This window comes from Streptomyces sp. NPDC007157, assembly GCF_040634235.1.
GTDB lineage: Bacteria > Actinomycetota > Actinomycetes > Streptomycetales > Streptomycetaceae > Streptomyces.
Genome location: NZ_JBEYFE010000007.1, coordinates 130,802 through 150,523 on the forward strand (window position 1 = coordinate 130,802; position 19,722 = coordinate 150,523).

15 protein-coding genes and 1 pseudogene are annotated in these 19,722 nt (G+C 69.8%); 10 read left to right on the forward strand and 6 right to left on the reverse strand.

Annotation, left to right across the window (positions count from 1 at the left end):
- Positions 1-8 precede the first annotated feature (8 nt).
- Both ABZ642_RS15170 and ABZ642_RS15175 read right to left on the reverse strand, forming a co-directional pair.
- A complete protein-coding gene (locus ABZ642_RS15170) occupies positions 9-1,781 on the reverse strand; it encodes a discoidin domain-containing protein (RefSeq protein ID WP_360482844.1) in 1,773 nt (590 codons plus the stop codon).
- Positions 1,782-1,792: 11 nt separating this feature from the next.
- Positions 1,793-2,887 (reverse strand): DUF1996 domain-containing protein, encoded by a 1,095-nt coding sequence (locus tag ABZ642_RS15175; RefSeq protein ID WP_360482847.1) that lies wholly within the window; start codon positions 2,885-2,887, stop codon positions 1,793-1,795.
- A 581-nt stretch (positions 2,888-3,468) separates the two neighbouring features.
- On the opposite strand from ABZ642_RS15175, the gene ABZ642_RS15180 reads away from it, so the two are divergent.
- Positions 3,469-4,140 (forward strand): lysophospholipid acyltransferase family protein, encoded by a 672-nt coding sequence (locus ABZ642_RS15180; protein WP_360482850.1) that lies wholly within the window; start codon positions 3,469-3,471, stop codon positions 4,138-4,140.
- A 367-nt stretch (positions 4,141-4,507) separates the two neighbouring features.
- Here ABZ642_RS15180 and ABZ642_RS15185 read toward each other — a convergent pair whose 3' ends face one another.
- Entirely contained in the window at positions 4,508-6,916 is a 2,409-nt protein-coding gene (locus tag ABZ642_RS15185) for a PAS domain-containing protein (RefSeq protein WP_360482853.1), read from the reverse strand.
- An 803-nt stretch (positions 6,917-7,719) separates the two neighbouring features.
- Between ABZ642_RS15185 and ABZ642_RS15190 the strand changes: the two genes are divergently transcribed.
- The gene (locus ABZ642_RS15190; protein ID WP_360482856.1) at positions 7,720-8,400 is read left to right on the forward strand and encodes a TetR/AcrR family transcriptional regulator; all 681 of its coding nucleotides are present in this window, start codon (positions 7,720-7,722) and stop codon (positions 8,398-8,400) included.
- 43 nt (positions 8,401-8,443) lie between these two features.
- On the opposite strand, the gene ABZ642_RS15195 is transcribed toward ABZ642_RS15190, so the two are convergent.
- Both ABZ642_RS15195 and ABZ642_RS15200 read right to left on the reverse strand, forming a co-directional pair.
- Positions 8,444-9,331 (reverse strand): helix-turn-helix transcriptional regulator, encoded by an 888-nt coding sequence (locus ABZ642_RS15195; RefSeq protein ID WP_360482859.1) that lies wholly within the window; start codon positions 9,329-9,331, stop codon positions 8,444-8,446.
- Between the two features lie 74 nt (positions 9,332-9,405).
- A complete protein-coding gene (locus ABZ642_RS15200; RefSeq protein ID WP_360482862.1) occupies positions 9,406-10,254 on the reverse strand; it encodes an oxidoreductase in 849 nt (282 codons plus the stop codon).
- 362 nt (positions 10,255-10,616) lie between these two features.
- On the opposite strand from ABZ642_RS15200, the gene ABZ642_RS15205 reads away from it, so the two are divergent.
- The 8 genes and pseudogenes from ABZ642_RS15205 (at position 10,617) to ABZ642_RS15240 (ending at position 17,943) form a co-directional block, all read left to right on the forward strand.
- Positions 10,617-11,147, forward strand: coding sequence for a (2Fe-2S)-binding protein (locus ABZ642_RS15205; RefSeq protein WP_360482865.1), 531 nt, complete (start codon positions 10,617-10,619; stop codon positions 11,145-11,147).
- Entirely contained in the window at positions 11,134-12,123 is a 990-nt protein-coding gene (locus tag ABZ642_RS15210; RefSeq protein ID WP_360482868.1) for a xanthine dehydrogenase family protein subunit M, read from the forward strand. Before ABZ642_RS15205 ends, ABZ642_RS15210 begins: the two co-directional genes overlap by 14 nt.
- Positions 12,120-14,330 (forward strand): xanthine dehydrogenase family protein molybdopterin-binding subunit, encoded by a 2,211-nt coding sequence (locus ABZ642_RS15215; RefSeq protein WP_360482871.1) that lies wholly within the window; start codon positions 12,120-12,122, stop codon positions 14,328-14,330. The genes ABZ642_RS15210 and ABZ642_RS15215 overlap by 4 nt, the downstream gene beginning before the upstream one ends.
- A gap of 245 nt (positions 14,331-14,575) precedes the next feature.
- The gene (locus tag ABZ642_RS15220; RefSeq protein WP_360483460.1) at positions 14,576-15,157 is read left to right on the forward strand and encodes an LLM class flavin-dependent oxidoreductase; all 582 of its coding nucleotides are present in this window, start codon (positions 14,576-14,578) and stop codon (positions 15,155-15,157) included.
- Entirely contained in the window at positions 15,073-15,369 is a 297-nt protein-coding gene (locus ABZ642_RS15225) for a hypothetical protein (RefSeq protein WP_360482874.1), read from the forward strand. The genes ABZ642_RS15220 and ABZ642_RS15225 overlap by 85 nt, the downstream gene beginning before the upstream one ends.
- Positions 15,366-16,676, forward strand: a complete 1,311-nt coding sequence (locus tag ABZ642_RS15230) for an FAD-binding oxidoreductase (protein ID WP_360482876.1) — start codon at positions 15,366-15,368, stop codon at positions 16,674-16,676. The genes ABZ642_RS15225 and ABZ642_RS15230 overlap by 4 nt, the downstream gene beginning before the upstream one ends.
- Before the next feature lie 85 nt (positions 16,677-16,761).
- Positions 16,762-17,219 (forward strand): annotated as a pseudogene (locus tag ABZ642_RS15235) (NAD(P)H-dependent oxidoreductase); the annotation flags it as partial.
- 154 nt (positions 17,220-17,373) lie between these two features.
- Positions 17,374-17,943, forward strand: coding sequence for a GNAT family N-acetyltransferase (locus ABZ642_RS15240; RefSeq protein WP_360482879.1), 570 nt, complete (start codon positions 17,374-17,376; stop codon positions 17,941-17,943).
- Between the two features lie 142 nt (positions 17,944-18,085).
- Here the strand turns inward: ABZ642_RS15240 and ABZ642_RS15245 are convergent, their stop codons facing one another.
- Entirely contained in the window at positions 18,086-19,711 is a 1,626-nt protein-coding gene (locus ABZ642_RS15245) for a CehA/McbA family metallohydrolase (RefSeq protein WP_360482882.1), read from the reverse strand.
- Positions 19,712-19,722 lie beyond the last annotated feature (11 nt).

Below are 19,722 nucleotides of genomic sequence, written 5' to 3' on the forward strand. Positions count from 1 at the left end.
TCCGTCCGTCAGGCGTAGACGCCGAACTCGTAGAGCGAATAGCCCCAACCGGTGCCCCGCGCCGTGCCGTTGACGCGGACGTAGCGGCCGGTCCCGGTGACGTCGAAGTCGTCGATCCCGCCGTTGCCGTCGGACACGGTGTGTACGGTCTGCCAGTTCTGGCCGTCGTCGGAGGTCTGGATGGTGTAGGCCTTGGCGTACGAGGCCTCCCAGGACAGCTGGACGTGCCGGAACGTGGTGCGGGTGCCGAGGTCGACCTGGAGCCACTGGGGGTCGCTCCAGTCACTGGCCCAGCGCGTGGCCTGGTTGCCGTCGACCGCGTTGGCCGCGGTGCACGGGCAGTCGCCGTAACTCGCCTGGTAGGACGAGGCGGTGGCGGGTTTGCCCCGTGCCACGTCGGTGCCGGACGGTATCGGCGGGACGACGCGGATCGAGCGGGCCTCGACGCCGACGTTGCCCCGGCCGTCCGTCGCCTTGACGTAGACCTTCCAGACGCCCGGGCGGTCGGGCGCCGTGATCTTGAGACGACCGCCGCCGAGGTCGGTGGCGGGCAGCGAGGCCAGGTTCTTGCTCTGGTCGATGTAGTTGCTGTTGTCGAGGACCTCGTAGGAGATCCGGTCGCCGTCGGGGTCGGTGGCCTTCACGGCCAGGACGAGGTCACGTCCGGCCTGCACCTGGCCCGCGCCGCCCTCCACGGTCAGGTCGGAGATGACGGGCGGGGTGTTGTCGTGGCTGGTGTCGCCGCCGTAGGCCTTCTTCACGGCGTAGTACGACAGACGCTTCTGGCCGGCGGGCAGCAGGTTGAACCAGATGCCGCCGAAGTCGTACTCGGTGCCGTAGTGGAACATCGTGGCGCCGAGCGCGACCCCCCTGTGCCCGGTGACGCAGTTCCAGGCCCGGGTGTAGCCGTCCGCCTTGGCCTGGTCAGAGGGCTCCAGCGGAACGCCGTTGGCGTCGTCGGGGACCTCCCACTCGCCGGCCGGCCCGGTCTCGGTGACGATGTAGGGCTTGGTGTAACCCCCTTGCTGCCAGGCGGACTTGATGTCGCAGACCGCGTTGTAGGAGTTCACGGCGTACAGGTCGAGGTCCGGCGCGTTCTTCTTGAAGTAGGGCCAGGCGCCGACCCAGGCGTCGGTGGAGGTGACCGGGTGGTTGGGGTCGACGGCGTGGATCTTCCTGGTGATGTCGTTGACGAGGGTGGTGTAGGCGTCGCGCTGTCTCTCCAGTTCGTCGCCGCTGTAGCAGTTCTGCAGCCCGAGCACCGACTCGTTGCCGACGTCCCACATGAGCACGCCGGGGTTGTCCTTGTACGTCTGGACCCACTGGGGGAACTCGTCGAGCACTTGGTTCTTGTACGCGGTGTCGGTGAGGTAGTTGACGCAGCCGCCGCTGCCGGGTCCGCCGCCAGGCTGCAGCCAGAAGCCCGCGACGACCTTGATGCCGTGGGCGGCCGCGGAGTCGAACAGCGGCTTGCTGGTGGCGTCGGTGCCCCAGGTGCGGATCGTGTTGACGCCCATGGACTTGAGGTCCGGCAGGTACTTCTCGGCGTCCGCGACGCTCGGGCCCCAGGTCAGGCCCTTGACCTGGTACGGCTGCCCGTCCACGGTCAGCTGCCAGGCGCCCTGGCTGCCGGTGATCTTGACGACGCTGCCCGCGGCGTGGGCCTGGGCGGCGGGCAGAGCGGCGAGGAATCCGGCTGCCAGCACGCCGGCGGTGAGGGGTGCCGCGATGCGGCGGGTGCGGGTGCGGGTGCGGGTGCGGGTGCGGGGTCGTGGGGTCATGCGTGAACTCCTCAAGGCAGTCGGTAGTGCTCGTCGAGCGCGGCGCCCGCCTCCGGGTGGGTCTCGTCGTAGCCGCGCGCGTCGCACTGGAGCCCGCCGACGACGCAGTGGTCGACCAGGGCCTTGAGCGTGGGGGCGTCCCAGGCGTTGAAGAAGTCGTAGTGGAAGCTGTGACCCGTTCCGCTGGACAGCCGCACCTTCGACATGTCGCCGTTGACCGGGAAGGCCATCTTGAACTCGATCATCGGCAGCGCCACCGGGTGGTCGGCCGGGCACATGTTGTCGTTCGTGCCGGGCTTGACCACGGGGTAGGCCATGTGGCTCTTGTGGTCGGGGGTGTCGAGGTACTTGCCGTCCCAGCAACTGGGCGCCTGGAAACGGATGTTGAGCTGGACGTCCGCGCGGTCGGGGCAGGTCGCGGGGAACTCGGTGTTGAAGTAGCTGTCACCGCACTCCCAGCCCTCGACGAAGCCGGGGTGGTGCCGGAACTCGTCGGCGCTCTGCATGGGGCTGCCGACGACGAAGCGCAGCCCCTTGGGGAAGGGCCGGACGCTGGTGTAGTCGGTGACACCGGCCTTGTAGTAGATGACCTGCGGGCCGACGGGCAGGATCTGCTGGTCGCCGTCGTAGAGGGTGGGCATCCAGTAGCCGGAGAGGTCGCCGGGGGCCTTGCACGTGGTGCCGCCGGCCGACAGCGAGGCGGTCGTGCTGTTGGCGTCGGTCGTCGTGTTGCCCATGAAGGTGTGGTCGTGGGACTTGCCCGGCTGCTGGGGATAGACGATGGGGTCGTCCGGCCTGGTGTGAGTGACCGAGCAGTTGGCCTGGAACTCGTGGAAGTAGCGGTGCGGCGGGTCCTGGGTGGACGGCGTCACGCCGGTGACGGGCGGGTTCGCGGGGATGTAGCCGTCGCCGTCCGGATCCTCCGGGGAGTTGGCCGTGGACGCGGCCATCGCATGACCGGAGTGGGTGGCCGCGAACGACTGCGCGGCGGCGCTGTGCGGTGCGGGCGGCCCGGCGCTGACGGCGATGCCGCCGAGGCCGAGCGAGGTCAGCAGGAGCGCGCCGGTGATCAGCGTGGCTGACAGGCCTTTCGATCTCCGTGGCATGGAGACCTCCTCCTGAACGGTGGGGGTGTCAGAGGTCGTCGCCAGGAGTCCCCATGACGTGACGTCAGGCGAGCTGACGTGGGGGCGCCGGGAGACGTTCGGGAGAGCGCTCTCCCGCCGAGGAGTGTTGAGGCCATGTCATCAAGGTGTCAAGGGATCCGGCAGAAGAGGACCCGGAAAGAATTCCACTGCGGAAGTCTTGCCGAGCGTCGAGACTCATGAGTTAAATCAAGTCATGAACTAAGCGCTGCCGCGGCGCCCTTGGCGTACCTCGCGTGGCGCCTGACAGGCTCCCCTCCCAACGCATCCGCAGAGACCTCCATGAGACTCGGACCCGTGGGCGTCGCCGTCGCCGCCATGCGGCGATGCCCGCCCTTCCCGTTCCCGTCATCACGAGGGCCTTCCGACCGCCGGACGACGAGACCGCGGCGGCCCAGGGGCTCGAAGGTGCCGGCGCCCCAGCCAATGATGCGGCCCGGGTTGAGTACCGGGCGCCCGTGGAGCTGAGTAGATGCGCTCACGCCTCGACCCCCTCCGGTCCTCAAGAATGATGATCACCATCGTTGAGACCGGGAGACCTCATGCTCAGCCGCCTTGCCGACGTCCTGCTGCCGGCCGTCGGCCGACTCACCGTGACCGCCGACACCGGTGCCGCCTTCGCGCCCGGCAGCATCATCGTCGTCAACCACACCTCCCTCGCCGATCCGGCCGTCGTTCTCGCCGCGCTGCGCCGCCTGGGCGCCGAGCCGGCCGTCATGGCGGCCGCGGGCCTGTGGCGCATTCCCTTGCTGGGCCGCGCACTCGCCCGCGAAGGCCACATCCCGGTACACCGCAACGACCGCCGTGCTGCTCGCTGCCTCGACCTCTCCGCAGCCGCCCTGGGCGAAGGACGCATGGTCCTCATCTACGGCGAAGGCAGACTCCCGCTCCGTACCGATGCCGCCGAAGCCGCGCCCGCCGCCTTCCGCAGCGGCCTGGCGCGGCTGGCCGAACGCACCGGCGCCCCCGTCGTACCCGTCGGCCAGGCAGGAGCCCGGCGCGTTACCTCGGGCAAGATCGGCAAGCAGCTCGCCGGGCTGGTCACCGCACCACTGCGCCGCCCGTCCCTGCACGTCCACGTCGGGGCCCCGATCACCCTGACCGGTGACCGGGCAGCGTGTACCGCGCAGGCCCACGGCGCGGTGACGGCCGCGTGGAGGACGGCGGCCGGACACCTCGGCGAACCCGCCGCTCCGGCGGCCCGTCGAAGCTGACCGGCAAGGCGCTGACGCATCCCGTACGACGCTTCCACCGCGCGCATGGGCGCGACCGGTACCACCCCGGTCCTGGGCTGCTCCTGCGGCATCTGGGGCTGCTGGCCCCTACTGGCTCCGATCACCACCACTCCGACGACCGTCACCTGGTCATCGTTCCGACAGCCAGTTCGCAAGGAGTGGGGCGAGCTTTCCATGGGGCCCCATGTTTTCGCTCGTAGCCGCTACGAGGACGCACTGGCAGAACCGACCCGTCTGATCAAGGACCCGCTGGAAGGCCTGAACTTCACGGCGCCGCCGCTGGGTTGTTGAGCGCACCTAGTCCTGGCCAGCACCCTCGGGCACCACCACGGTTCCAGCCGCAACCTCACGCCGCCACGAGGTCCTGTTCGGCCCAGATCGTCTTTCCGTTGTCGCCGAATCTCGTTCCCCAACGGTCGGTGAGTTCCGCGATCAGGAACAGGCCTCGTCCTCCCTCGTCGCTGGAGCGCGCGTACCGGAGGTGTGGGGCCGTGGCGCTCGTGTCGGAGACTTCACAGATGAGCACACGGTGGTCGCGTATCATCCGCAGGCCGAAGGGGCCGCTCGCATAGCGGATCGCGTTGGTGACCAGTTCACTCACCACGAGTTCGGTCGTGAACGCGGCGGCGTCGAGCCCCCAGATGCGGAGCTGGTGCTCGACCAGACTGCGTGCCGTCGCGACGACGGCCGGATCGGCGGGGAACTCCCAGGTGATGAAGTTGCTGGCGCTCAGACACTGGGTGCGTGCCAGAAGAAGCACTTCTCCTTCGGATGGAGAGGGCCCATGGTGGATGGTCTCCAGCACCTTCTTCTTGAGGTCTTTCAGGGGTACGTCCGCCGCAGCCGACAGCGCCTGCATCAGCTGCTCCTGCTCGTCGGAAGCGGATGTGGAAGTGGAAACGGTGGGCGAGGCACCGAAGGACGACGAGAACACCAGAGTGCTGCCCGCCTCCAGATATATTTCCTCCGCCTTGGCGCGCATTTCCGAGGTCCCCAGTGGAGGGCCGACCGGCGCAGCCGGCACATACATGTCCCCGTCCGGGCGGGCGACGACCGGAAGGTGGTGCCCGGCGCTCGAAATGGAGAGCCTGCCCGTGGCCGGGTCGTACACGGCGTACACACACCGGAGGTCCATGGCCGCCGTACCGCTTTCACCTTCACCCGTGCCGGACGCCTGGATGCCCGAAATGCTTTTCACCACGCCGTCCAGGCGGGCCAGCACTTCCTCCGGACTCAGATCCAGATGCGTGAGCGTGTGCACCGCCGCCCCGAGGCGGCCGATGGTGGCCGCGCCACGCAGGCCGGCTTCGTCCGTGGCGGCGAGGACCAGCGCGACGCGGGCGCCCGAGATGGGAATGACGTCGAACCAGTTCGCCTCCGATGAGGTGGGAGCGAAGTAGTGAGCCGTTTCCACAGCACCGTGATCGACGATGCCCTGTGGAGAGAAGTCGCGTTGCATACCACGAGCCGTGTTGTATTCGCGGGTGTACTGCCGAGCGTTGTCGATGCTGAGAGCGGCCCTGGAGACCAGCTCGCGACAGGTCATGACGTCGAATTCGGTGAAGGGCTCACTCGGTCCGAATCTGTAGCACGACACGAAGCCCAGCACGATCCCGCGGGCGGTCACCGGCATCACCAGGGAATGCGCCGACCGTTTGCCGCCCGTGCCCCGATACAGCGGCTCCCCGTCGTCGGCCGGCAGGTCGGTGACTCCCAGCCGCGGCTCGGGGGTGCGGACCAGCGAGGCCACCGAGGACGGGTAGGGGAATCCCGGGCGGCCGGTCTTCGTGAGGTCGAATCGGTCGCAGGCGAAGCGCATGCCCACTCTCAGGAGGTCTTTCGCCGTGGGAGCGGGCGACGCGGCAGCGGGGTCTTCCCCCGCAAGGACCGGGGCGAACAGATCGATCGTGATGGCGTCCGCGAGGCGGGGCACGCTGATGTTCGCCAGCTGCTGACCGGTCTCCATCACGTCCAACGACGTGCCGATCACCGAGCTGGCCTCCGTGAGCAGAGCGATCTGCTGTTCGGCGCGGCGCTGCTCGGTGATCTCCACCGCGGTGGTCGCCAGGCCCAGGACACGGCCCGAGGAATCCTCCAGTCGGAAAATGGAATTCCTGAACACGCGTTCGTGCTCGCGATCGTCCGGCGGGCGGCCCCGCTTCTCGAAGTCGATCCGCGGGACGCCGGTCTCCAGAACGCGCCGCATGTCGTGTTCAAAAGCATCGGCGTTCGACTCCGGCCAGATTTCGAAAGGTGTCCGGCCGATGGAGTCCTCGCCGAAGACGCCTGGCATCCCCCGTGCCGCCGGATTGAAGCGTCGTAGTCTGAGTTCCGGGTCGTACACGCAAAGACTCGTGGGGGAGCGGTTGAACAGGGCGTCGAGGACGGCGTCGTCCACCGCCCGCGCCTCGGACATCTCGGTCATGGGGGTCAGGACCACGTTCCAGCAACCGGGAGGTTCGGCGGCCGGGCAGATACGTACCTGAAAGGCCGCGGTGCGGCCGTCGCGGCAGCGAAGGGCCACCGGTGCTTCCCGGCCCCGGCGCAGACGGTCGGGCTCGTCCGGCCGCCCTTCCTGCCGAGAGGCCAGGAGGTCGCCGGCCGCCTCGCCCTCGACTTCCGAGGCAGTGAAGCCCAGACACCGTTCCGCCGCCGCACTCCATCTCGCGATCACGCCGTACTGATCGACGACCACGTCAGCCGTTCTGGAGCCGGACTCGGGCGGATGTCGCGGTGTCTCCTCTGTGGCGCTCACATCAGCCACTTCCTTCCATACCCCGGCCAATTCAGCATGGCAAACGTCGGTGGGCGGGGCATCCGGGGACCGGGCGGAGCGAGTGGCGCGGATCGGTGCCGGCGGACGCGGTGAGGAGTGGCGCATGCCATGCGGGCGGCACCGCCGAAGTGTCACCCAGGATCCGACATGCCTGCTGTCGGACGAGGTGTTGGACACCGTGTCCGGGAGTCTTCCGCCGCTTCCGGAGGCACTATCCGCCTCCCGAGTTCGGGCGGGACCAGCGGGCTTGCACAGGACGCGGCCGTCGTGAAGGACGCGCTCGCGTCCGTGGACGGACCGGTTGTCGTACTCGCCCACTCCCACGGTGGCATCCCCGGCACACAGGTGTCGGCTGAACACCGTGGAAACCCATGAGGCTCTCGCCGACATCAGCCCGGTCGACACGATTCCGAACCCGTTCCCGAAAACCTTCGGGAGGTCTTCTACGGCGACCTCTGTGCCGCGGAGGCCGAGGACGCCGTCGACCGACTGGTGCCGCAGAGCGCGGGATCCTTCAGCGACGTCGTGACCGCGGTCGGCCGGCGTGACATACCCTCGATATACATCGTGTGCGAGCACGACCAGGCGCTACCGGCACAACTCCAGGAGAAACTGGCGGCGAGAACGGGTCGCGTCACACGCCTGGTGAGGAGCCACTCACCCTTCCTGTCCATGCCGCACGAGCTCACTTCTCTTCTGCTCGAAACCCCATGGACCGCATCCTCGCTCGACCGGAGATGAGCCGGCCGGAGCGCTGGGGCGGGCGACCATTGGACGACGACATGGCTTCCACGACGCGACGACCTTCCAACGCCTCGGACCGACGGGCCGTTCTTGAGCAGCGGATTCTCGCGGTCATCGACGAGCATCTCCGGGAAGGTGCGACCTACACCGAGCTGAGCGTGGAGCACATCGCCCAGTCGGCGGGAATCTCCCGCTCGACGTTCTATCTCTACTTCCGCGACAAAGTGGACGTGCTGCTTCGCCTGAGCGTCACGCTCAAGCGTGAGAGCTACGCCATCGCGGGATCCTGGCGCCCGACGGGTCCTGACGGGGGACTGGACGGCTTGGTGCGCATATACGAACAGATCCTGGAGCACTACCGGAAGTACAGCACTCTGCTGTCCGCCATCCACGAGGTGGCCGCGTACGACCCGGCGGTGCGAGACGCGTGGGACGAGTACCAGAACCAGTTCATCGAGAACACGATCAGACTCATGAAAGAGGAACAGGACGCCGGCCGCATGGCGCCCGACGTCGATCCCCGCCTGGCCGCGAAAGCCGTCGTACGGGGCGGCGGCCACGTCATCGCACGGCAAGTCGCCGGTGTGGAGGGCGCGGCCGACGCGGAGGTGGCCCGGGAACTCGCACTGGCCTACTGGTACGGCGTCCTCCGGCGGCCCGCGACGCCCCGCTTCGGGAAGAAGTCCGGACACACCGAGCCGGGAACGCCTCTACGCTGAAGCAGTCCCGGTGCGCCTCGCGGACGCGGTCACCGCCGTGCGGTCAGGCTCGGCTCTCCCTGTCGTGGCTGTGCCCCGGCCGGCTCTCGGGTGTCTGAGCCGCGGACCAACTGGTCAGGAAGGCCAGGGCCTCGGCGGAGTGGGAGCCGGGATCGGCGGTGTAGACCAGAAGCGACTGATCGGTTCCGCCCCGGACATCGAGCACTTGGAAGTCGAGTTCGAGTTCGCCTGCGACCCGGTGGCTGAACCTCTTGCGCCCCTGCCGCTGGGCCCGTACACGGTGATCGGACCACCAGGTGCCGAAGTCCTTGTCCTTCAAGGACAGTTCGCCGACGAGCTGCGCGAGTTCGGGATCGTCCGGGTAGCGCACGGCGTCCATGCGCAAGTACGCGACACACTCCCGCGCCACCTTCGGCCAGTCCGCGTACAGCCCCCGGACCCGGGGGTCCAGGAAGGTCAGCCAGATGTGGTTCCGCTGCCGCGACGGCAGTTCGCCGAAGTCCGTGAACAGCGCCGCCCCCAGCTTGTTCCAGGCGAGGACGTCCATGCGCCGCCCGAGGAGCAGCGCCGGGGCGTTGACCAGATCGTCCAGCAGCACCCGCGTCGCGGACGACACCTGCCGGCGTTTCGGTGCCGTCTGCGCCACCTTGCCGGCGACAGCCGCGTCGTCGTCGGCGAGTCGCAGAAGGTACTCCCTCTCGTCCGGTTGCAGGCGCAGGGCTTCGGCCAGCGCGAGGAGAACCGAAGGCGAAGCGGATCTCACGCGCCCCTGTTCGAGGCGCACGATGTAGTCCACGCTGACCCCGGCGAGAGCGGCCAGTTCCTCCCGGCGTAGTCCCGGCACCCTGCGACGGCCGACCGCCGGAAGCCCCAACTCCTCGGCGCTGACCCGGGCCCGGCACGCCCGCAGGTATTCACTCAGCTGCGCCATCGAACACCTCTGAACACTCTGGGGCCGAACACTCCCGGGTCATCCCTGAACCCCCTGCGCCGGTCGTGAGGGGATCATGCGCGAACGGCGACGTCGTCATGATCCGTCGACAGCGCGAGGTACCGCCAGGCCTCCGCCTCCGCGGCGAGATCCGCGACCTTCTGTTTCATGGCCTCCGCGCAGTCACTGCCGAGCTGCGCGCGCAGCGGTGGCGCCGCCGCGTCGGCGAGTTCCAGGATCGCGGTGGCGCCCTTCACTGGGTCCCCGGGCTGGGCGTGGTTGAGGCCCGGAACGGCCCCGCGGACCGCGCCGGCCGACATCTCGTAGTCGGAGATGACCCGCTCCTCGACGTGCAGGCTGGAACCGTCGAGGAAGTCGGTCCGGAAGTATCCGGGCTCGACGACCGTCACCTTGATCCCCAACGGCGAGACCTCGTCCTGGAGGGCCTCGGACAGACCCTCGACCGCGAACTTCGTCGAGCAGTACACCCCGAAGCCGGCCGCCGCCCTGAAGCCGCCGATGGAACTCAGGTTGAGGACGCGGCCGCTCCGCTGCTTTCGCATGACGGGAAGCACGGCCCGGGTGACGTTGAGAAGCCCGAAGACGTTGGTGTCGAAGACGCCGCGAGCGGCGGCGTCCGAGGTCTCCTCGACCGCGCCCAGGACTCCGCGTCCCGCATTGTTGACCAGTACGTCGATCGCCCCGAACGCGTCCATGGCGGACCGTACCGCGGCGGCTGCCTGTGCCTCGTCGGTGACGTCCAGCGGGACGGCGAGCAGCCGGTCCCCGTGGCCGGTGAGCGCCTGCTCGATCTCACGGGGACGGCGTGCGGTGGCCACGACCTTGTCGCCCCGTTCCAGTGCCTGGCGGGCGATTTCCAGGCCGAAGCCACGGGAGGCGCCGGTGATGAACCAAACAGTCATGGGAAGTCTCCGTCACGATGAGTTCCGGTGGTGAGTAGTCCAATCGTCTGTCGGAGGCGGGCGGCCAGCCAGGGAAGGATTTGCATAGGATGCCGCCCCTATTCAGGCCACCCCTATGTGTTCGTGGAGCTCGTGAAGCAGAGACGGAATCCCGCACCCTGATCGGCAGGGGCGCGCGGACGTGTTCCACGACGAGCCCCGAGAGGACGGAGCCGGACCGCCGGAGCAGGGAGCGTTTTCGCCTCGGGAAGAGGCCCGCACCTCCAGGCAGGCGAACAGGCCGATCCGGTTTTAATATCGGACAGATACCGCTCCGGACGGTGAGGCGTTCCCTCTGGGCTGGATCGAAGAACTGAGGCGCTATGAAGTACTTCGAGACCACGGCGCGCCCCGGACAGGCAGCTTCCGGCATTCCCGATGTGGACGTCACTCTGCACGTCAACGGCGATGTCTATCGCCTGCGGATCGATGCACGAGTGACACTCCTCGACGCGCTGCGCGACCACCTCGGTCTCACCGGCGCCAAGAAGGGCTGTGACCAGGGTGCCTGCGGCGCCTGCACCACCCTCGTCGAGGGAAAGCGCATCGTCGCCTGCCTGGCACTGGCCGCCCAGTACGACGGGCAGGAGATCACCACCATCGAGGGGCTGTCCGACAACGACGAGCCGCACCCGATGCAAGCGGCGTTCGCGCGGCACGACGCCTTCCAGTGCGGCTACTGCACCCCCGGGCAGATCATGTCCGCCGTCGCCCTGATAGCCGAGGGCCGGGCCCGCAGCGAGGAGGACGTGGGTGAGTTCATGAGCGGCAACATCTGCCGCTGCGGGGCGTATCCCAACATTCGCGCGGCGATCCGCGAGGTCGCGTCGGAGGGAAACGATGGATCCCTTTGAGTACGTGCGCGCTTCCGCCGCCGACGAAGCTGTCGCGACCGTGTCCCGCGACCGGCACGCGTCGTACCTCGCCGGCGGGACGACCCAGCTGGACCTGATGAAGGACGGCGTCCTTCGTCCCGAGCGCCTCGTCGACATCACGAGGCTGCCGCTCAGGGGAATCATGCACACGGCCACGTCGGTGCACGTCGGGGCGCTGACCACGATGGAGGAGCTCGCCGCGGACCCGGTCCTGGACGAACGGCTCCCGTTCGTCCGGGAGGCCCTGCTGCTCGGCGCGTCGACGCAGCTGAGGAACATGGCCACCATCGGCGGCAACCTGCTTCAGCGCGCCCGGTGCCGCTACTTCAGGGATCCGGCGGTCGCCGCGTGCAACAAGCGGAACCCGGGATCGGGGTGCGCCGCGATCACCGGCGCCCAGCGCATGCACGCGATCCTCGGCACCAGCGCGCACTGCATCGCCCTGCACGCCTCGGACCTCGCCGTCCCGCTGGTGGCACTCGACGCGGTCGTCCGAGTGCAGGGCGAGGACGGCCCGCGTTCCGTCCCGCTGACGCAGTTCTACCTCCCGCCCGGGACCACACCCGACGTCGAGAACATGCTGAGGCACGGTGAGCTGATCACCGAGGTCGAGATCCCCCTCCTTCCCGAAGGGACCCGGTCCCACTATCTGAAGGTGCGCGACCGCGTCTCCTACGAGTTCGCCCTCACGTCCGCGGGCGTGGCCGTTCAAGTCGACGGCGACATGATCACCGAAGCCCGGGTGGCGCTGGGCGGTGTGGGCACGATCCCCTGGCGAGCCTGGGGCGCGGAGAGCGTGCTGCGCGGCTGCCGCGCGAGCGGCGAGAACTTCAGGACGGCCGCGGAGGCCGCCCTGAAGGGCGCCAGGACCCTGCCGGGAACCGCGTTCAAGGTCGAGCTGGCCAAACGCACACTCGTCCGCGCTCTCGAAACCGTCACGGGAGGCCACCCATGACGACCCTCGCCACCCCCACCTCCGTCGGAGCGGGCCTCGACCGGGTGGACGCCCCCCTGAAGACCACGGGGACCGCGCACTACCCCAACGACTTCAGCTACCCCGGCCTGGTACACGCAGCCCTGGTGGGCAGCACGATCGCGGCCGGACGCATCCGCGGCATCGACGCCTCCGCCGCACAGGCGGCCCCGGGCGTCATCACCGTCATCACGCACCTGACGGCGCCCCGGCTGGAACGCGGACCCATGACACTGCTCGGGCAGTCCCCGCCGGCCCCGCTGCAGGACGACCGGATCCTGCACTACGGGCAGCACATCGCCGTCGTCGTCGCGGACAGCCCGGAGCGGGCCCGGCACGCCGCCTCCCTCGTGCGGGTGACGTACGAACCCGCCGATCCGCTCCTCGACGTCCGGGACCCACGGGCGGAGATCGTCGAGAACCCGTGGGGGCTGGACACCGCGCGCGGAGACGTGGCCGCGGGCTTCGACCGGGCCGACGTGGTGGTCGAGGGGGACTACAGCACCCCGGACAACACCAACAACCCGCTCGGACTCATGACCACGATCGCCTCCTGGCACGGCGACTCCGTCACCATCCACGACTCCACCCAGTGGCCCCACAACGTCCGCACCTCGATCGCCCGGATCTTCGGCATCCCCGAGAGCGGCATCCGGGTCCTCGCGCCCTTCGTGGGCGGCGGCTTCGGCGCCGGACTGCGGGTGTGGTCGCACACGGTGCTGACCGTCCTGGCGGCACGCGAGGTGAAGCACCCGGTCAAACTGGTGCTGACGCGCCCGCAGATGTTCACCTCGGTCGGCCACCGCCCCAACAGCGTCCAGCACATCAGGATCGGCGCCACCTCGGCCGGTGACCTGGTCGCCATCGAGCACCACGGCCTCTCCTCGGTGGCGATGGCGGACGACGACTACGAGCCGGTCTCCCTGTGCTCGGCGGTGTCCTACGCCTGCCCCAACGTCGTGACTCGCGACCGGCAGGCCCGGCTCAACATCCCGTGTCCGGGATCGATGCGCGCACCCGCGGAGGCACAGGGGAACTTCGCCCTCGAATCCGCGATCGACGAACTGGCCCACACCCTCGGCATCGACCCGCTCGAACTCCGCCTGCGGAACTTCGCCGAGACCCACCCCGTGCTCGGCCTGCCGTGGTCGAGCAACGCCCTGCGGGAGTGCTACACCGAGGGCGCCGAGAGGTTCGGCTGGTCCCGCCGCACGCCGGGGATCGGCTCCCTGCGCGACGGCCGGTGGCTGGTCGGCTACGGCCTGGCGAGTGTGTCGTACCCCTTCTACCAGATGCCCTGCCAGGCGCGGGGGTCGCTGCGCCGCGACGGATCGGCCTATGTGCGCAGCGCCGCCACGGACATCGGCACCGGCACGTACACGGTCATGACACAGCTGGCGGCCGAACTCCTGGGCCTGGACATCGGGAGGGTCCGCTTCGACCTCGGCGACTCCGACATGCCCTACGCCCCGCAGGCCGGGGGGTCCGGGCTGACCGGGGCTCTGGCGAACGCCATTCACACGGCTTGCCGCAACCTCGTCGGGGAGTTCCTCGACGTGGTGCGGGACGACGACGCCTCCCCGCTGCGAGGCGCGGAGCCGGACGGGGTGCAGGTGACCGACGGCCGCCTGCACCTCGTCGACGATCCCGGCGCCGGTGAGTCCTATGCCGACATCCTCGCCCGTCACGGCCTGGAGGAACTCAGCGCGGACGGCCGCAGCACACCGCCCGACGCCCAGCGGCTCGGCATGGCCACCGCCGGTGCCTTCGGTGCCAAGTTCGTCGAGGTGCGCATCGACCCGCAACTCGGGCTGTTGCGTGTCGCGCGCGTCGTGTCGGCGATCGACGGCGGCCGCATTCTCAACGAGAAGACCGCCACCAGCCAGATCGTCGGCGGCACCGTCGGAGGCATCAGCCAGGCGATCTTCGAGGAGACCGTGACCGACGCGGGGACGGGACGCATCGCCAACGCCACGTTCGGCGACTACCTGGTGCCGGTGAACGCGGACATCCCTGACGTGGAGGTCATCTTCTGCGGCGGGTCCGACCGGGCGACCGAGGTCGGCACCAAGGGGGTCGGCGAGGTCGGTCTGGTCGGGCTCGCCGCGGCCATCGGCAACGCCGTGCACCACGCGACGGGCCGCCGTCTGAGGTCGCTTCCGTTCACCATCGACCAGCTGATGCTCTGAGTCAGCAGTCAGCAGTCAGCAGTCAGCAGTCAGCAGTCAGCAGTCAGCAGTCAGCAGTCCGCGCAGGCCGCGCGGTCTGCGCAGGCCCCGCAGGCCGCGGAGGTCAGCCGGTCGGTCGGTGCTCCGGGAGCCGTCACGCTTCGTGCGACTACCGACGTCCCCTCTCCTTCGGTCTGAGCCTTGCCCCGGTCGCCGGGTCGTGGGCGCAGACCCGGCAGCTCGCGCAGACCGCGGAGCGCCTGGACCTGGACCACCTCGCCGTCCAGGACCATCCCTACCAGCCGGACCACCTGGACGCCTGGACGCTGATCTCGCACCTCTCGGCCCTGACGGAACGCATCGTCTTCGTCACGGACGTCGCGGACCTCCAGCTCCGGCCGCCGGTGATGCTCGCCAAGGCCGCCGCGTCGTTGAGCGTGCTCACGGGCGGGCGGGTCCGGCTCGGTGTCGGCGGGGGCGGCATACCCGATGCCATCGCCTCCATGGGCGGTCCGGCGCGACGCGGCCCCGACATGGTGGCCTTCGCCGAGGAGTCCGTCGAACTGCTGCACAGGGCGCTGAACGGCGAGGTCGTCCGGCACCACAGCCCATACCACTCCATCGGCGGTTACCAGCCGGGGCCGAACCCGCCCCAGCCCGTCGGAGTGTGGCTCGGCGCCCAGAAGCGCCGCATGCTGACCGTCACCGGGCGGTACGCGGACGGCTGGATCTCCCCCTCAACATCTATGTCACGCCACACGAGGTGCCCTCCCGGCAGGAGATCATCGACGAGGCGGCCGCCGCGGCCGGCCGTGACCCCCGCACGCTGCGGCGCGTCTACAACGTGATCGGCGCGATCGGCGGCCGCGCGGGCGGCCCCGGACTCGTCGGCGACGTCGCGCGCTGGGTGGACACCCTCACAGGATGGACCGTCGACCTCGGCTTCGACACCTTCGTCCTCTGGCCCGCGGCCGAACCGGAGCGGCAGGTCGCCCTGTTCGCCCGCGAGGTCGTCCCGGAGGTGCGCGAGCGCGTCGAAGCGATCCGGAGCGCCCGGTGAAGAACCTCCGCCGCGCCGCGCCCGCCCAGCTCGCGGGCAAGATCGTCACGCCTGACGACAAGCGCTACCCGCGCCTGCGGTCCACCTACACGACGGTGGGCCGGCCGGCCGCCGTGGTGCTGCCCGAGTCCACGGACGACATCGCGGCGGCACTGCGGACCGCGCACGAGGCAGGGCTCTGGGTGGCCGTCCGCAGCGGCGACCATGGTCTGGCCGGCACCGGCACCAACGACGACGGGCTCGTCCTCGACCTCGGCGCACTGCACCGGGTCGACGTCCTCGACCGCCGGGCCCGGCTGGTCCGGGCCGAGACGGGCGCGCGCTGGGCCCGGGTGGCCCAGACGCTCGCCCCGCGCGGCCTCGCCATCGGCTCCGGCGACCACGGCAACGTGGGAGTCGGAGGCATCGCCACCGGCGGCGGGGTCGGCTGGCTGGTACGGCGGTACGGGCTCACGGTCGACCGCATCCGGGCCGTCGACGTGGTCCTCGCCGACGGAACGGTCGTACGCGCCGACGCCGAGACCGATCCCGACCTGCTGTGGGTGATGCGCGGAGCCGGGGCGGGGGCCGGGATCGCGGTCGCCTTCGAGATCGAGGCCATGGAACTCGGCGCGGTCGGCTACGCCCAGCTGGTCGCCGCCGTGGATCCGGCGGGGGAGACCCTGCGGCGCTGGGCGGACGTCACCACCAGGGACCCGCGCGAGCTGTCGACGGCGGTGGTGCTGGCCTCACAGGGTGCCACCGCGGCCGCCTTGATCAGCGCCGTCGTGGCATCCGACGACCACAGGACCGCCCAGCGGTTCCTGGCGCCGCTGCTGGAGATCGGCGAAGTCGCGGTCCAGCAGGCGCAGATGGTCCGCTACCCCGACCTCGTGCCCACGGCTCATCTCCACACCAACGCGGCGCAGATGCCGTCGAGCACCACCAACGGCATGCTCACCGGCATGTCCCGGGACGCGGCGCGCGCTCTGGTGCGTGCCACGACCGCGGCGGACCCGGTTCTCGTGCAGCTGCGGTCGCTCGGCGGCGCGACCCACGATCTCGACCCCGCCGCCACGGCGTTCGCGCACCGCCACCAGAACGTCCTCCTCGTCGCCTCGGCGTTCCCGCCGCACGACAAGGACCGGCTCGCCGCCGGCTGGGCGCATCTCGCTCCGCACGTCGACGGCGCCTACGTCAACTTCGAGTCCGGCCCCAGCAGGGCGACGTTCCAGCAGGCCTACCCGGGCATGACCGGCGACCGCGTGCGCGACCTGTGGAAGCGCTACGACCCGGAAGGCGTCCTGCGCCCCCGGCCCTGGAGTTGAAGCCGGGGCGGTGCCCCGCGCCTCGTCGGCCGCCCAGCCGGGGCGCCGGCTCCCCGACCTCCGTACCCCTGCGAGTAGGTGTCCCTTGACCACGCTGCTGCACATCGACTCATCCGTGCTCCCCTCCGGTTCCTCCACCTCCCGTGTCGTGACCGGGGCCTTCCGTGACACCTGGGAAGCACGGTTCCCGGAAGGGACGGTGATCTACCGAGACCTGTCCGCCGACCCGGTCCCGCAATCACCGCCGAGGCACATGTCGACCCGTCGGTGCACCCGGCCCTACGGGGCAACGCCGACGCGTGGGGCGTCCGTTCGCGGCTGCTCGCGGAACTGGAGCAGGCCGACGCGGTGGTCCTCGGCGCGCCGATGCACAACTACACGATCCCGTCCACGCTCAAGGCGTGGCTGGACAACGTGATCATGTTCGGCCGGACGGTGGGCGAGAACTCGACCGTCAGGGGCACCCCCGTCACCGTCGTGGCCGGCCGCGGCAGTTCGTACGCGCTGGGCACCGGCAAGGAGGACCACGAGTTCGTCCTGAACTCGACTGGTCGGTCACGGCCTTGCGGGCACGGGCAGCCCGCTGAGGCAACGGCCCCAGCGCCCCGCTGCACAGCCCGACTCGTGCGCGGACCGCGGCGGGTTCGTACCCTCGACCGGGAAACAGGATCTCTGCACCACTGGAGGCGGACACCGCATGGGCAAGAGCACCGTACGACTGGAAGCGGACGCCACACCGGCAGGCCCCGCTCTCATACTGCGCCCCTGGCGCCCGGCAGACGCTGCTGACCTGGTCGGGCTGTACCGCGACGAGGCCATGCGCCGCTGGACGAGCTCAGCTGTGAACGACGAGGCGAGCGCGGCACAGTGGATTCAGGACCAGCAGCAGGGATGGGAGACGGGCCACCGCTTCGGATTCGCCGTCGTGGAATCCCAGGCCGCCGGCGCCGAGGCGCGGCTGGCAGGCCACGTGGTCCTCAAGAACGTCACCTTGCGCGCGCCGCACGCCGAGGTCGGCTACTGGACCGCGGCGCACGCACGCGGCCGGGGAGTGGCGCCCCGGGCACTGCTGGCGCTGACGGACTGGGCCTTCACCGCCTTCCCCCGTGACGGGCTGACCCGTCTTGAACTCCTGCATCAGGCGGACAACACGGCGTCCTGCCGTGTCGCCCAGAAGAGCCGGTACGAGCTGACAGCGCTGCTGCCCGCGGCACCGCCCGCCTACCCCCTCGCCGGCCACGTGCACGTACGGTCGCGTGACCTCTGATAGTTGCCCTGCTTGGGGTGATCTTCCGCTGGCGGGCTCTGCGAGCGGAACCGCTCGCAGAGCCCTCGCGACGCCCGGCGCGGGTGCTCGCCGCTGTCGAAACCGTGCCGGTGAACTCCGTGGGCCGTAGTCCCGTGGTCCGTCAGTGACGGTCCGGCGTAAGGAAGATGGGGTTGGTGAGGGCGGCCATGGGGCCGAACATCAGGGCGTCGCCCATCGTGTTGCCCTGTCCCGGCGACCCGTTCGCCATCGGGTGACGCACTTCGGCGCGGACGTAGGCGGCCAGGGAGGCCGTCGTACGCCACACCACCGTGCCTTCGCCCGCGGCGTTCACGGACTCCTGGTGCATCTGGCCCTCGTCCGTGATGAAGCGGACGGTGCCGTTGGGGACGCCCTTGACGTCCAGCCGGATGTCCACGGGGGTTTCGGCGGGTACCGTCAGCGTTTCACCGATACCGGCCTGGCGCGCGTTCCCGCTGGCGGTGAACGTGAGCTGGACGGCCGAGGACTCCGCGATCCAGCTGTGTCCCGCGCGGATACCGTCCATGACGGCGTCGGTGCTCAAGTCCTCGGCGAGGACGACGTTGTGCGGCAGGCCGATCACCTGCGGTTCGCTGTGCGCGTCACTGTTGCCCATGGCGGGGATCCACCGCCCGCCCGAGCGGACGGCCTCGCCGATCTTCTGGTCCCAGGTGCTGATGGCGTGCTCGTCGTCGTACGTCCACGGGCCGGTCCACACCTCGGTGGCGTCGGCGTCGTCGAAGCCGAACTTCCACTGGCTCGCGACGTAGGCGCAGTACATGTGAGCCGGAACCACGAGACCGCCGCCGCGGCGCACCTTACGCGCGAAGCGGGGGAACGCGTCGTCACGGGTGCGGTAGCGCCAGTCGATCCAGTCGCCGGCGGGCAGGCCCAGAGCCAGCCAGTGTCCGTTGCGGGTGGTGACCTCCTCACCGGTGATGATCAGAAGGTCCGAATCGGCGTAGTCGCCCCACACGGCATGGGCGGACGAGGTGTTGTGGTCGGTGGAGACCATGAAGTCCAGGCCGGCGGCGCGCGCTCCCGTCGCCACCTCCGCGGGCTGGCGCTTGCCGTCGGAGTGGACCGTGTGCAGGTGGCAGTCGCCGCGGTACCAGGCACGGCCGCGTCCCTTGGCACGCTGCGGCGGGTAGTGGCGAGGGGCGGCGGGACCGTCCGGGCCGTACGTCAGGGTGATCTGCACCTGGTAGTTCAGTCCCTGCGGTGCCACCTGGTAGGGACCCAGCACGATGTGCCAGGTGCCGTGGCCGACGGGTCCGGGGAGATATCCCGGCGTGGCCTCGCTGTTGCTGATCTCGAACGAGGTTCGGGAGCCACCGGACCATCCGCGGAAGCCGCGGCCGCCGAGTGCGATACCGCGCTCGTCGAAGATGCCGATGTCACACGAATTGCCCGGCGTGCCGGAGGGGACGGCCGGCTTGTCGTAGGAATACGACACGGAGATCTTCTGCACGCCCTTCGGTACTTCGACCGGCAGGTAGACGAAGTCCGCCACGCCGGTGTCCAGATGTCCGCTGATGGTGCGGGTCACTTCGCCTGTCTGCGGCGGCGTGCTCTGCACCGCCGCGCCGGCACTCTGCGCGAAGGAGACCGACTCGAGGGTGAGCGCCGCGGCACCGACGGCAGCCGCGGCCAGGAAGCGGCGGCGTCCGGGCGCGCTCGTCGCTTCGTCGCTCTGCTCGACGTGGAGGACGTCCACCTCGTGCTCGCAATGTCCGTCAAGACACATGTGCCCTCATC

What these genes read in the sequence shown, in the direction of transcription:
- ABZ642_RS15170 (WP_360482844.1), bottom strand. Translation starts at nt 1,781, where the DNA reads ATGACCCCACGACCCCGCACCCGCACCCGCACCCGCACCCGCACCCGC.
- ABZ642_RS15175 (WP_360482847.1), bottom strand. Translation starts at nt 2,887, where the DNA reads ATGCCACGGAGATCGAAAGGCCTGTCAGCCACGCTGATCACCGGCGCG.
- ABZ642_RS15180 (WP_360482850.1), top strand. Translation starts at nt 3,469, where the DNA reads ATGCTCAGCCGCCTTGCCGACGTCCTGCTGCCGGCCGTCGGCCGACTC.
- ABZ642_RS15190 (WP_360482856.1), top strand. Translation starts at nt 7,720, where the DNA reads ATGGCTTCCACGACGCGACGACCTTCCAACGCCTCGGACCGACGGGCC.
- ABZ642_RS15195 (WP_360482859.1), bottom strand. Translation starts at nt 9,331, where the DNA reads ATGGCGCAGCTGAGTGAATACCTGCGGGCGTGCCGGGCCCGGGTCAGC.
- ABZ642_RS15200 (WP_360482862.1), bottom strand. Translation starts at nt 10,254, where the DNA reads ATGACTGTTTGGTTCATCACCGGCGCCTCCCGTGGCTTCGGCCTGGAA.
- ABZ642_RS15205 (WP_360482865.1), top strand. Translation starts at nt 10,617, where the DNA reads ATGAAGTACTTCGAGACCACGGCGCGCCCCGGACAGGCAGCTTCCGGC.
- ABZ642_RS15210 (WP_360482868.1), top strand. Translation starts at nt 11,134, where the DNA reads ATGGATCCCTTTGAGTACGTGCGCGCTTCCGCCGCCGACGAAGCTGTC.
- ABZ642_RS15215 (WP_360482871.1), top strand. Translation starts at nt 12,120, where the DNA reads ATGACGACCCTCGCCACCCCCACCTCCGTCGGAGCGGGCCTCGACCGG.
- ABZ642_RS15240 (WP_360482879.1), top strand. Translation starts at nt 17,374, where the DNA reads ATGGGCAAGAGCACCGTACGACTGGAAGCGGACGCCACACCGGCAGGC.
- ABZ642_RS15245 (WP_360482882.1), bottom strand. Translation starts at nt 19,711, where the DNA reads ATGTGTCTTGACGGACATTGCGAGCACGAGGTGGACGTCCTCCACGTC.